The 13,594-nt window shown below is 69.9% G+C and carries 7 protein-coding genes; all 7 read left to right on the forward strand.

The features are described from left to right. Positions 1-229 precede the first annotated feature (229 nt). The 7 genes from BX283_RS29355 to BX283_RS29385 all read left to right on the forward strand — a co-directional run bounded on the left by BX283_RS29355 (position 230) and on the right by BX283_RS29385 (position 13,491). Positions 230-5,692 (forward strand): HAMP domain-containing protein, encoded by a 5,463-nt coding sequence (locus BX283_RS29355; protein ID WP_180357282.1) that lies wholly within the window; start codon positions 230-232, stop codon positions 5,690-5,692. A 244-nt stretch (positions 5,693-5,936) separates the two neighbouring features. After that, positions 5,937-6,617, forward strand: a complete 681-nt coding sequence (locus tag BX283_RS29360; protein ID WP_101390483.1) for a two-component system response regulator — start codon at positions 5,937-5,939, stop codon at positions 6,615-6,617. A gap of 173 nt (positions 6,618-6,790) precedes the next feature. Then, positions 6,791-9,610, forward strand: a complete 2,820-nt coding sequence (locus BX283_RS29365) for a DNA translocase FtsK (protein ID WP_101392632.1) — start codon at positions 6,791-6,793, stop codon at positions 9,608-9,610. Positions 9,611-9,865: 255 nt separating this feature from the next. Then, entirely contained in the window at positions 9,866-10,729 is an 864-nt protein-coding gene (locus BX283_RS29370; RefSeq protein ID WP_101390484.1) for a helix-turn-helix domain-containing protein, read from the forward strand. Between the two features lie 94 nt (positions 10,730-10,823). Further along, positions 10,824-12,299, forward strand: a complete 1,476-nt coding sequence (gene rimO, locus BX283_RS29375) for a 30S ribosomal protein S12 methylthiotransferase RimO (protein WP_101390485.1) — start codon at positions 10,824-10,826, stop codon at positions 12,297-12,299. Beyond that, a complete protein-coding gene (gene pgsA, locus BX283_RS29380; protein ID WP_101390486.1) occupies positions 12,296-12,985 on the forward strand; it encodes a CDP-diacylglycerol--glycerol-3-phosphate 3-phosphatidyltransferase in 690 nt (229 codons plus the stop codon). Before rimO ends, pgsA begins: the two co-directional genes overlap by 4 nt. Then, complete coding sequence (locus BX283_RS29385; protein WP_101390487.1) at positions 12,982-13,491, forward strand: CinA family protein; 510 nt, start codon at positions 12,982-12,984, stop codon at positions 13,489-13,491. The genes pgsA and BX283_RS29385 overlap by 4 nt, the downstream gene beginning before the upstream one ends. Positions 13,492-13,594 lie beyond the last annotated feature (103 nt).

The following is a 13,594-nucleotide window of genomic DNA, read 5'->3' on the forward strand; positions in this document are numbered from 1 at the left end:
AGGGGGCGCTCCCGCCTTCGGACGGACCGGGGCGGTTGGACAGCCGGAAGCCAGGTTACTTACCTTCACTGTCCTAGCGGATGCCGGTCACCAGTGTTTCCGCCCTCCGAGGGCGGGGACGGTATGCGAAGCTGCCGAACTGTTATGGCCGGGTTCGGCCATGGTGAAACACTGGGAAGGCTTCGAAGAAAGCCCGACGAGGGCGGTCGACCCCTGCGGGAGGGACACGGTGGAGTCTGGCGTGGCGGCGCGTGGCAAGAGCACGCGCGCGAAGGGCGGACGGTCCCGCGGCAAGGGAACGACCGAGGTGGACACCGCTGCGCTGCAGCGGCTGCTCGCCGCACTGGCGTCGATGCGGGACGGCAACTTCCGCAAGCGGCTGACCGTCTCCGGGGACGGGGTGATGGCCGAGATCGCCGCCGTGTTCAACGAGGTCGCCGACCGCAATCTCCATCTGACCGGTGAGATCGCCCGGGTGCGGCGGATGGTGGGGCGGGAGGGGAAGCTGACCGAGCGGCTGGAGAACGGGGCCTGTGAGGGCTCCTGGGCGGCCGCCATCGACGCCTCCAACGCCCTGGTGGACGATCTGGCCAGGCCGGTCTCCGAGGTCAGCAGGGTGCTGTCGGCGGTCGCCGAGGGCGATCTGGAACAGCGCATGGACCTGCGCTCGCACGGGGTGGACAACGCCGAGCGGCCGCTGCGCGGCGAGTTCCTCAAAGTGGGGCGAACCGTCAACAACCTGGTCGACCAGCTGTCGGCGTTCACCGACGAAGTGACAAGGGTCGCACTGGAGGTCGGCACCGAGGGCAAGCTCGGCGGCCAGGCGCAGGTGCGTGGAATGTCCGGTTCGTGGAAGGATCTCACGGATTCGGTGAACACGATGGCGTACCGGCTGACCGCTCAGGTACGTGACATCGCTCTCGTGACGACGGCGGTGGCCAAGGGCGATCTGTCGCGCAAGGTGACCGTGCACGTCGCCGGCGAGATGCTCCAGCTGAAGAACACCGTCAACACGATGGTCGACCAGCTCTCCTCGTTCTCCTCCGAGGTGACGAGGGTCGCGCGCGAGGTGGGCACCGAGGGCGAGCTCGGCGGTCAGGCGCAGGTGCCCGGGGTGGCGGGTGTGTGGAAGGACCTGACAGATTCCGTCAATCTGATGGCGGGCAATCTGACCGCCCAGGTGCGCGGGATCGCCCAGGTGACGACGGCGGTCGCCAACGGCGACCTGTCGCAGAAGGTGACCGTCAACGCGCGCGGGGAGGTCGCCCAGCTCGCCGAGACCATCAACCAGATGACCGAGACACTGCGGACGTTCGCCGACGAGGTGACGCGAGTCGCCAACGAGGTCGGCGCCGAGGGCCTGCTGGGCGGGCAGGCGCAGGTGCCGGGCGCGGCGGGCACCTGGAAGGACCTGACCGACTCGGTCAACACGGTCTTCCGCAATCTGACCACGCAGGTACGGGACATCGCCCAGGTGACCACGGCGGTCGCCAACGGCGACATGACCCAGAAGGTCACGGTCGACGTCGCGGGCGAGATGCTGGAGCTGAAGAACACCGTCAACACGATGGTGGACCAGCTCCAGTCGTTCGGTTCCGAAGTGACCCGGGTGGCCCGTGAGGTCGGCGTCGAGGGGCGCCTGGGCGGGCAGGCCGAGGTGCCGGGCGCGGCCGGCACGTGGAAGGACCTGACGGACTCCGTCAACAACGCGTTCCGCAACCTCACCGGTCAGGTGCGCAACATCGCGCAGGTGACGACGGCGGTCGCCAACGGCGACCTGTCGCAGAAGGTCACGGTGGACGTCTCCGGCGAGATGCTGGAGCTGAAGAACACCGTCAACACGATGGTCGATCAGCTGGCGTCGTTCTCCGCCCAGTTGACGCGGATGGCGCAGGACGTGGGCACGGAGGGCAGGCTCGGCGGCCAGGCCCGGGTGGACGGCGTCCTGGGCACCTGGAAGGAACTCACCGACTCCGTCAACTTCATGGCGGGCAACCTCACCTCCCAGGTGCGCCAGATCGCCCAGGTGACCACGGCGGTGGCGCGCGGCGACCTCTCGCAGAAGATCGACGTGGACGCGCGCGGCGAGATCCTGGAGCTGAAGAACACCATCAACAACATGGTCGACCAGCTGTCCGGCTTTGCCGAGCAGGTCACCAGGGTGGCGCGCGAGGTGGGCACCGACGGCCGCCTCGGCGGCCAGGCGCAGGTGCCGGGCGTGGCCGGGGTGTGGCGCGATCTGACCGACTCGGTGAACGGCATGGCCGGCAACCTCACCGCCCAGGTCCGCAACATCGCCCAGGTCGCCACGGCGGTGGCGCGCGGCGACCTGTCGCAGAAGATCGACGTGGACGCGCGCGGCGAGATCCTGGAGCTCAAGAACGTCCTGAACACGATGGTCGACCAGCTCTCGAACTTCGCGGAGCAGGTGACCCGGGTGGCCCGCGAGGTGGGCACCGAGGGCATCCTGGGCGGCCAGGCCGAGGTGCAGGGCGTCTCGGGCACCTGGAAGGACCTGACCCAGTCCGTCAACTTCATGGCCAACAACCTGACGTTCCAGGTGCGCAACATCGCCGAGGTGACGACGGCGGTCGCCAAGGGCGACCTCTCCAAGAAGATCACCGTCGACGCCAAGGGCGAGATCCTGGAGCTGGTGACGACTGTCAACACGATGGTCGACCAGCTCTCCAACTTCGCGGACGAGGTGACCAGGGTCGCGCGCGAGGTGGGCACCGAGGGCATCCTCGGCGGCCAGGCCCGGGTGCGCGGGGTCACCGGCATCTGGAAGGACCTCAGCGACAACGTCAACCTGATGGCCGCGAACCTCACCTACCAGGTGCGCAACATCGCCCGGGTCTCCACGGCCGTCGCCAACGGCGACCTCACCAAGAAGGTGACGGTCGAGGCGCGCGGCGAGGTCGCGGACCTCGCCGACACCGTCAACACGATGGTGACGACCCTGTCGTCCTTCGCCGACCAGGTGACCAGGGTCGCGCGCGAGGTGGGCACCGACGGCATCCTCGGCGGCCAGGCCCGCGTCCCCGGTGTCTCCGGTACGTGGAAGGACCTCACCGAATCGGTGAACTCCATGGCCGACAACCTCACCGGCCAGGTGCGCCAGATCGCCACCGTCACCACCGCCATCGCCAAGGGCGACCTCACCAAGAAGATCGACATCGACGCGCGCGGTGAGATCCAGGAGCTGAAGAACACCATCAACACGATGGTCGACCAGCTCTCCTCGTTCGCCGTGGAGGTCACCCGGGTCGCCCGCGAGGTGGGCACCGAGGGCCAGCTCGGCGGCCACGCGCGCGTACGCGACGTGGACGGCACCTGGCGCGACCTCACCGAGTCCGTGAACGAGATGGCCGGGAACCTGACCCGGCAGGTGCGCGCCATCGCGGCCGTCGCTACCGCGGTGACCCGCGGCGACCTCAACCTGAAGATCGACGTGGACGCGGCGGGCGAGATCCAGGCCCTCCAGGACAACATCAACACGATGATCGCCAACCTGCGCGACACCACGGTCGCCAACAAGGAGCAGGACTGGCTCAAGGGCAACCTCGCCCGTATCTCCGGTCTGATGCAGGGCCGCCGCGACCTGGACGACGTCGCCTCCCTGATCATGACCGAGCTGACGCCGGTCGTCTCGGCCCAGCACGGCGCGTTCTTCCTCGCGCTGCCGACCGGCGGCTCCACCGAGGTCGGCGGGGACGAGGACAGCCCGTACGAGCTGAAGATGCGCGGGAGTTACGGCTACTCGGCGGGCTCGATGCCCACCTCGTTCCGGCCCGGCGAGACGCTGATCGGCACGGCGGCGGAGGAGAAGCGCACGATCCTGGTGGAGAACGTGCCGCCGGGCTATCTGAAGATCTCCTCGGGCCTCGGGGAGGCGCCGCCCGCGCATGTGATCGTGCTGCCGGTCCTCTTCGAGGGCAAGGTCCTCGGTGTGATCGAGCTGGCGTCGTTCCAGCCGTTCACCCACATCCAGAAGGACTTCCTCAACCAGATCGCGGAGATGATCGCGACCAGCGTCAACACGATCAGCGTCAACTCCAAGACCGAGGTGCTGCTCAAGCAGTCGCAGGAGCTCACCGAGCAGCTGCGCGAGCGGTCGGAGGAGCTGGAGAACCGGCAGAAGGCCCTTCAGGAGTCCAACGCGGAGCTGGAGGAGAAGGCCGAGCTGCTCGCCCAGCAGAACCGTGACATCGAGGTGAAGAACACCGAGATCGAGGAGGCCCGCCAGGTCCTGGAGGAGCGCGCCGAACAGCTCGCGGTCTCCATGCGCTACAAGTCCGAGTTCCTGGCGAACATGTCGCACGAGCTGCGCACGCCGCTCAACTCGCTGCTGATCCTCGCCAAGCTGCTCGCCGACAACGCGGAGGGCAACCTCTCGCCGAAGCAGGTCGAGTTCGCGGAAACGATCCATGGTGCGGGTTCGGACCTGCTCCAGCTCATCAACGACATCCTCGACCTGTCCAAGGTCGAGGCGGGCAAGATGGACGTCAGCCCGACCCGGATCGCGCTGGTGCAGCTCGTCGACTACGTGGAGGCGACGTTCCGGCCGCTCACCGCGGAGAAGGGGCTCGACTTCTCCGTACGGGTCTCGCCGGAGCTTCCGGCGACCCTGCACACCGATGAGCAGCGGCTGCTCCAGGTGCTGCGCAACCTGCTGTCGAACGCGGTGAAGTTCACCGACAGCGGCGCCGTCGAGCTGGTCATCAGGCCCGCCCACGCCGACGTCCCGCACGCGATCCGCGAACAGCTCCTGGAGGCGGGCTCGCTGCGCGACGCGGACGCCGATCTGATCGCCTTCTCGGTCACCGACACCGGCATCGGCATCGCGGCCAGTAAGATGCGGGTCATCTTCGAGGCGTTCAAGCAGGCCGACGGCACGACCAGCCGCAAGTACGGCGGCACGGGCCTGGGCCTGTCCATCAGCCGCGAGATCGCCCGGCTGCTCGGCGGCGAGATCCACGCGGCGAGCGAGCCCGGCCGCGGCTCCACCTTCACGCTTTATCTGCCGCTGCACCCCAGCGAGTTGCCGCCGCAGGGCTATCCGCAGCTGCCGCCCGGCGGCGAGACGGCCGCCGACGGCGCCCCGGCCGACGGCGCACGGCAGGACCTCGTCCCGCACGAGACGGCGCCGCTCGCGCCGGGCGAGAGCCAGCCGGGGGCGGCCGGGCTGTTCCGGCGCCGGCGCAAGGCGCTCTCCGCGGAGCCCGCGCCGACGCTGCCCGGGCAGCCGGGGGAGGCGCAGCAGGAGTCCTGGGCCGCCCAGGAGCCGGAGAGCGCGCCCTCGCGCACCTTCCACTTCGGCGGCGAGAAGGTCCTGATCGTCGACGACGACGTACGGAACGTCTTCGCGCTCACCAGCGTCCTGGAGCAGCACGGTCTGTCGGTGCTGTACGCGGAGAACGGCCGCGAGGGGATCGAGGTCCTGGAACAGCACGAGGACACGGCCGTCGTGCTGATGGACATCATGATGCCGGAGATGGACGGGTACGCCACGACGTCGGCGATCCGCCGGATGCCGCAGTTCGCCGGGCTGCCGATCATCGCGCTCACCGCGAAGGCGATGAAGGGCGACCGGGAGAAGGCCATCGAGTCCGGCGCGTCCGACTACGTCACCAAGCCGGTCGACCCCGACCATCTGCTCTCGGTGATGGAGCAGTGGATGCACGGGAAGTGATCGACGGCCGCTCGGTTCACCGCGAGTTGCTGACTGACTGTGGCCGAAGGCGTGTGAGACGGCGGTATTCGGGGAACCTTCTGGTCTCCCACTACGTTTCTGCTACGTGCACAGTGACATCGCGGTGACAGGGTGTGGCGACAGGCGGGGTGCGGCTACCATGACCGGCACAAGGACGGGCGGCGCAAGGGAGTCGTCCCCTGGGGCGGCGCCCGGTGCACTGCCGGGGCGAGGAGGACGGGCCATGGTGCAGAAGGCCAAGATCCTCCTGGTCGATGACCGGCCGGAGAATCTGCTGGCGCTGGAGGCCATCCTCTCTGCGCTCGATCAGACACTGGTGCGGGCATCGTCAGGGGAGGAAGCGCTCAAAGCACTGCTGACGGACGATTTCGCAGTCATCCTGCTGGACGTCCAGATGCCGGGCATGGACGGTTTCGAGACCGCCGCGCACATCAAGCGGCGGGAGCGGACCCGGGACATCCCGATCATCTTCCTCACCGCCATCAACCACGGCCCGCACCACACCTTCCGGGGGTACGCGGCGGGGGCCGTCGACTACATCTCGAAGCCCTTCGACCCCTGGGTGCTGCGCGCCAAGGTGTCGGTGTTCGTCGAGCTCTACATGAAGAACTGTCAGCTGCGCGAGCAGGCGGCGCTGCTGCGGCTCCAGCTGGAGGGCGGCGGCCAGACGGCCGGCGACGCCAAGGAGCCGGCGGGTCTTCTCGCCGAGCTCTCCGCGCGGCTCGCGGCGGTCGAGGAGCAGGCCGAGGCGCTCTCCAAACAGCTCGACGACGAGTCGGCGGACGCGGCGGCGGTGGCCACCGCGGCCCATCTGGAGCGCAAACTGACCGGTCTGCGGCGGGCCCTTGACGCCCTGGAGCCGGGCGCCGGAAGCGGCACGGCGCCCCTGCCCTCGCAGAACTGAACGGCCCTCACCGGCCACTGAGCGGCGCGCAGCCGAGCGGTCCGCGGGGGCCTGGCGCTGATGACGCGTCAGCCCTCTTTGTGCGTACGTGAGTATCGTCTTTCGGTACGACACGAACGGGTGAAGCACCGGCCGTCGTGTCGACCGCCGTCCGCACCGGTAACCTCAGCACCATGGCCTCACGTACGTCCGGCAAGGGTTCCCAGGGCACGGCGGGCACCGCGAAGCGCACCGGCCGTACCGCGGCACCCGCCAAGAAAGCGGCGGCGCCCGCCAAGAAGGCGCCCGCGAAGAAGGCTGCCGCGCCCGCGAAGAAAGCTCCCGCCAAAAAGGCACCCGCCAAGAAGGCGGCGGCCGCCAAGCCCGCGCCCAAGCCGGCGCCTTCGCCCACCGGGGGCGTGTACCGGCTCGCGCGCGCCGTCTGGCTCGGCGCGGCCCATGGCGTGGGCGCGATGTTCCGCGGCATAGGGCGCGGCGCCAAGGGCCTGGACCCGGCCCACCGCAAGGACGGGCTCGCCCTGCTGCTGCTCGGTGTCGCGCTGATCGTGGCCGCGGGCACCTGGTCGAATCTGCGCGGCCCGGTCGGCGACCTCGTAGAGATGCTGGTGACCGGCGCGTTCGGCCGGCTCGATCTGCTGGTGCCGCTGCTGCTCGGCGCGATCGCGGTCCGCCTGATCCTCTACCCGGAGAAGCCCGAGGCCAACGGCCGGATCGTGATCGGCCTCTCCGCCCTGGTGCTCGGCGTGCTCGGCCAGGTCCACATCGCCTGCGGCTCGCCGGGCCGCGACGACGGCACCAGCGCCATGCAGGACGCGGGCGGGCTGATCGGCTGGGGCGCGTCCAAGCCGCTCGAATTCCTGATGGGCGACGTCCTGGCGGTGCCGATGCTGGTGCTGCTGACCGTCTTCGGGCTGCTCGTGGTCACCGCGACCCCGGTCAACGCCATCCCGCAGCGGCTGCGGGCCCTGGGCGCACGCCTGGGCATCGTCGAGCCGCTGCCGGGGGAGCAGGGCGAGGACGAGTTCTACGACGACGACTGGCGCGACGAGGAGCCCGCGCCGCGCGCCCGGCGTACGCCCGGGCGCCGCGTCGTCCCGGCCGACGAGTACGCCCCGTACGACCAGGACGAGGCCGAGCAGGCGGCGCTCTCGCAGCGCCGCAAGCCCCGGCGCGCTTCGGTGCAACCGGCGTTCGACCAGCCGATGGACCCGGTCGACGTGGCCGCCGCCGCGGCCGCCGCACTCGACGGCGCCGTGCTGAACGGCCTGCCGCCGTCCCCGATCGTCGCCGACCTCACCCAGGGCGTCTCCGTCGAGCGGGAGCGCGGGAGCACCACACCGGTGCCCACGGCCCGCGGCGAGGCCGCGGCCAAGGCCGAGGCACAGCCCGCCAAGGCCGACCTCGCCAAGCCGGCGCCCAAGGCGACCCCGGGCGCCCCCGCCGTCGTACCGGATCTGACCAAGGCGGCGCCGGAGCACTCCGAGATGCCCACGCGCGCCGAACAGCTGCAGCTCGCGGGCGACATCACCTACGCGCTGCCCTCGCTCGACCTGCTGGAGCGGGGCGGCCCGGGCAAGACGCGCAGCGCCGCCAACGACGCCATAGTGGCCTCGCTGCAGAACGTCTTCACGGAGTTCAAGGTCGACGCGGCCGTCACCGGCTTCACCCGGGGCCCGACGGTCACCCGGTACGAGGTGGAGCTGGGCCCGGCCGTGAAGGTCGAGCGGATCACCGCGCTGACCAAGAACATCGCGTACGCGGTGGCCAGCCCGGACGTCCGGATCATCTCGCCGATCCCCGGCAAGTCGGCGGTCGGCATCGAGATCCCCAACACCGACCGCGAGATGGTCAACCTCGGCGACGTGCTGCGCCTCGCGGACGCGGCCGAGGACGACCATCCGATGCTCGTCGCGCTCGGCAAGGACGTCGAGGGCGGCTATGTGATGGCCAATCTGGCGAAGATGCCGCACGTCCTGGTGGCCGGCGCGACCGGCTCCGGCAAGTCGTCCTGCATCAACTGCCTGATCACCTCGGTCATGGTGCGGGCGACGCCCGAGGACGTGCGGATGGTGCTCGTCGACCCCAAGCGGGTCGAACTCACCGCGTACGAGGGCATTCCGCACCTGATCACGCCGATCATCACCAACCCCAAGCGGGCCGCCGAGGCGCTCCAGTGGGTCGTGCGCGAGATGGACCTGCGCTACGACGACCTGGCGGCGTTCGGTTTCCGCCATATCGACGACTTCAACGAGGCGATCCGCAACGGCAAGGTCAAGCTGCCCGAGGGCAGCGAGCGGGAGCTCACCCCGTACCCGTATCTGCTGGTGATCGTCGACGAGCTCGCGGACCTGATGATGGTGGCGCCGCGTGACGTCGAGGACGCCATCGTGCGCATCACCCAGCTGGCCCGTGCCGCCGGCATCCATCTGGTCCTCGCCACCCAGCGGCCGTCCGTGGACGTCGTGACCGGCCTGATCAAGGCGAACGTGCCGTCCAGGCTCGCCTTCGCGACCTCCTCGCTCGCCGACAGCCGCGTCATCCTCGACCAGCCGGGCGCCGAGAAGCTCATCGGAAAGGGTGACGGACTGTTCCTGCCGATGGGCGCGAACAAGCCGACCCGCCTCCAGGGCGCGTTCGTCACCGAGGACGAGATCGGCGCGATCGTCCAGCACTGCAAGGACCAGATGGCGCCGGTCTTCCGCGAGGACGTCACCGTAGGCCAGAAGCAGAAGAAGGAGATCGACGAGGAGATCGGCGACGACCTCGATCTGCTCTGCCAGGCCGCCGAGCTGGTGGTCTCCACCCAGTTCGGGTCGACGTCCATGCTCCAGCGCAAGCTGCGGGTCGGCTTCGCCAAGGCGGGCCGGCTGATGGACCTGATGGAGTCGCGCGGGATCGTGGGCCCCAGCGAGGGCTCCAAGGCGCGTGACGTGCTGGTCAAGCCGGACGAACTCGACGGTGTGCTGGCGGTGATCCGGGGGGAGGCTCCCTGAAGGCCCGGGGCGGGCCCCAGGGGTCGGTTCCGCGGCTGAATGGAGCACAGAGACAGGAGCGTGGGGCAACCGTTTTCCCCGGCTGTACGTCCAGTTGAGGGAAGAACAGGAACATGTCCCCCTCCTGACCCGTTAGGAGGAAGGGAGGAGGCCATTCCGATGGCGTACAAACTCCACCCTCCCGGTTGCCCCACCCTTTCGTACCCCCCCTAGACTGAACACCCAGCAGGTGGCTCACGCTCGAAAGGCGCCCCCGTGTCCATCGGCAACTCTCCCGAAGACGACCGGCCTTCCCTCGGCGACGACGACCGGCCCTCCTTTGCTGACGACGATCGGCCGACGATCGGCCATGCCCTCAAGCAGGCCCGTATCGCGGCAGGACTGACCGTCGACGAGGTCAGTTCGGTCACGCGGGTACGCATCCCGATCGTGCACGGCCTGGAGGAGGACGACTTCTCCAAGTGCGGCGGCGATGTGTACGCGCGCGGCCACATCCGCACGGTCGCCCGTGCCGTGCGCCTTGATCCCGAACCCCTGGTCGCGCAGTACGACGCGGACCACGGCGGCCGTCCCGCGCCCACGCCCGCCGCACCCATGTTCGAGGCCGAGCGGATCCGGCCCGAGCGGCGCCGGCCGAACTGGACCGCGGCCATGGTCGCCGCGATCGTGGTGGTCGTCGGCTTCGTCGGCTTCACCATGTTCAGCGGCAGCGGCGACTCCAAGGGCAAGAGCGCCCAGGTCGCCGAGGGCCCGACCCAGACGCAGCAGCAGAGCCCCAGCCCCAAGCCGGCCCCGAGCCTGCCCGCCGCGCCCAAGCCGCCCGCCCCCTCCGACAGCGCCATCGCCGCGGCCCCGCAGGACAAGGTCACCGTCAAGCTCAGCGCCATCTCCGACAAGAGCTGGATCTCCGCCAAGGCGCACAACGGCCAGGTGCTCTACGACGGCCTCCTGGAGAAGGGCGAGTCCAAGACCTTCGTGGATGGCGAGAAGATCGATCTGATCCTCGGCAACGCCGGGGCGATCGAGCTCTACGTCAACGGCAAGAAGGTCGAGGACCAGTTCGGTGACGGCCAGGTCGAGCGGCTGACCTACACCAAGGGCGACCCGGTCGCAGGCTGACCGGGGCCGCCGCGTCCCGGCCGCGCAGGGCCCCCGCCTCCTTGATCAACCCTCGGGGCGGGGACGCGGGCCGGGACAAAGTAGTCTTGAGTCCATGCCCGAACGCCGTACCGTCGCCCTTGTCACTCTCGGCTGCGCCCGTAACGAGGTGGACTCGGAGGAGCTTGCAGGCCGCTTGGCAGCGGACGGCTGGGAGCTCGTCGAGGACGCCACGGACGCCGATGTAGCCGTCGTCAACACCTGTGGGTTCGTCGAAGCCGCCAAGAAGGACTCCGTCGACGCCCTCCTCGAAGCCAACGATCTCAAGGACCACGGCCGCACCCAGGCCGTGGTCGCCGTCGGCTGCATGGCCGAGCGGTACGGCAAGGAGCTCGCCGACGCGCTCCCCGAGGCCGACGGCGTGCTCGGCTTCGACGACTACGCCGACATCTCCAACCGCCTCCAGACCATCCTCAACGGTGGCAGCGTGGAGGCGCACACCCCGCGCGACCGGCGCAAGCTGCTGCCGCTGAGCCCCGTCGAGCGCCAGAGCGCCGACGTGGCGCTGCCCGGCCACGCGCAGGAGGCCCCGGAGAGCGCCCCCGAGGACCTGCCCGAGGGCGTCGCGCCCGCCTCCGGCCCTCGCGCCCCGCTGCGCCGCCGTCTGGACACCAGCCCGGTCGCCTCCGTGAAGCTGGCCTCCGGCTGCGACCGCCGCTGCTCGTTCTGCGCCATCCCGTCCTTCCGCGGCTCCTTCATCTCGCGCCGCCCCTCGGACGTCCTGGGCGAGACGCGCTGGCTGGCCGAGCAGGGCGTCAAGGAGGTCATGCTGGTCTCCGAGAACAACACCTCGTACGGCAAGGACCTCGGCGACATCCGCCTCCTGGAGACGCTGCTGCCGGAGCTCGCGGCCGTCGACGGCATCGAGCGTGTACGCGTCAGCTACCTCCAGCCCGCCGAGATGCGGCCGGGCCTGATCGACGTGCTGACCTCGACCGACAAGGTCGTCCCGTACTTCGACCTGTCCTTCCAGCACTCCGCGCCCGGCGTGCTGCGGGCCATGCGGCGCTTCGGCGACACCGAGCGGTTCCTGGAGCTCCTGGAGACGATCCGCGCCAAGGCGCCGCTGGCCGGTGTGCGCTCCAACTTCATCGTCGGCTTCCCCGGTGAGACCGAGGCCGACTTCCAGGAGCTGGAACGCTTCCTCACCAGCGCCCGGCTCGACGCCATCGGCGTCTTCGGCTACTCCGACGAGGAGGGCACCGAGGCCGTCACGTACGAGAACAAGCTGTCCGACGAGGTGATCGCCGAGCGGCTCGACCACCTCTCGCGGCTCGCCGAGGAGCTGACCGCCCAGCGGGCCGAGGAGCGCATCGGCGACACCGTGCGGGTGCTGGTCGAGTCGGTCGACGACGAGGACGGCGTGGTGGGCCGCGCCGAGCACCAGGCGCCCGAGACCGATGGTCAAGTGCGGTTCACGGAGGGCGCCGGACTGACGCCGGGCCGTATCGTCGAGGCGAAGGTCGTCGCCGCCGAGGGCGTCGACCTGGTGGTGACGAGTCTCGACGTCCTTGAGGAGGCGGCCAGATGACCGGAGTCCCGGCATCCGCGGCGGGCGGTACCGGCCGGACGCCGGCGCCCGGCGGCAAGCTGGGCGCGGCGGCCGTCAACCAGGCCAGCCTCTGGAACATCGCCAACATCCTCACCATGGTCCGGCTCGTCCTCGTGCCGGGCTTCGTGGTGCTGATGCTGCAGGACGGCGGGTACGACCCGGCCTGGCGGGCCTGGGCGTGGGCGGCGTTCGCCGTCGCGATGATCACGGACATCTTCGACGGGCATCTGGCCCGGACGTACGACCTGGTCACGGACTTCGGGAAGATCGCGGACCCGATCGCCGACAAGGCGATCATGGGCGCCGCGCTGGTCTGCCTCTCCTCGCTCGGTGATCTGCCGTGGTGGGTGACCGGAGTGATCCTCTTCCGGGAACTCGGGATCACGCTCATGCGTTTCTGGGTCATCAGGCACGGGGTGATTCCCGCCAGCAGGGGCGGGAAGCTGAAGACCCTGGCGCAGGGCACGGCAACGGGGATGTACGTGCTGGCGCTCACGGGTCCGCTGGCGACCCTGCGCTTCTGGGTGATGGCGGTCGCCGTGGTGCTGACGGTCGTCACCGGGCTCGACTATGTGCGACAGGCGGTCGTACTGAGGCGCCAGGGGCTCGCCGCGCAGCGCGCCGAGCGCGCCGCCGAGGCCGCCGTGGAGGGGCCGGGCCGGTGAAGGCGGCGGCGCGGATCATGCGACTGCTCACGGAGCGTGACCAGACGGTTGCGGCTGCGGAGTCGCTGACCGGCGGTCTGGTGGCCGCCGAGCTGACCGAGGCACCGGGCGCCTCGCAGGGCTTCCGCGGCTCCGTGACGGCGTACGCGACGGACGTCAAGCAGAAGGTCCTGGGCGTCGACGGGACCCTTCTGGCGGAGCGCGGAGCCGTGGATGCCGAGGTCGCGCGGCAGATGGCGGGTGGTGTGCGGCGGATGCTGGGGGCTGACTGGGGTCTGGCCACCACCGGCGTCGCGGGACCCACCGCCCAGGACGGAAAGCCCGTCGGGACGGTCTACGTCGCCGTCGAGGGACCGGACGGGAACGGGAAAACCGCCGCTTTGAGGTTGAACGGCGACAGGGCGGAAATCCGTAGAGAGAGTGTACGGAGCGTGCTCGAACTGCTCTCCGGTGAACTCGGCGCAGATGCGCGGGCACAGGATACGGAACAGAACGGGGGGAATTGATGTTTGCAGCCCTGAGTGAACACGACATCGCTCCCCGCACGGCCGCAGCGCGAGGCGGTACGGTGGGGCGTGAAGGATGCGGCTACGCGGTCCGAGGAGGGAG

The organism is Streptomyces sp. TLI_146, assembly GCF_002846415.1.
In the GTDB taxonomy this organism is placed as follows: Bacteria; Actinomycetota; Actinomycetes; order Streptomycetales; family Streptomycetaceae; genus Streptomyces.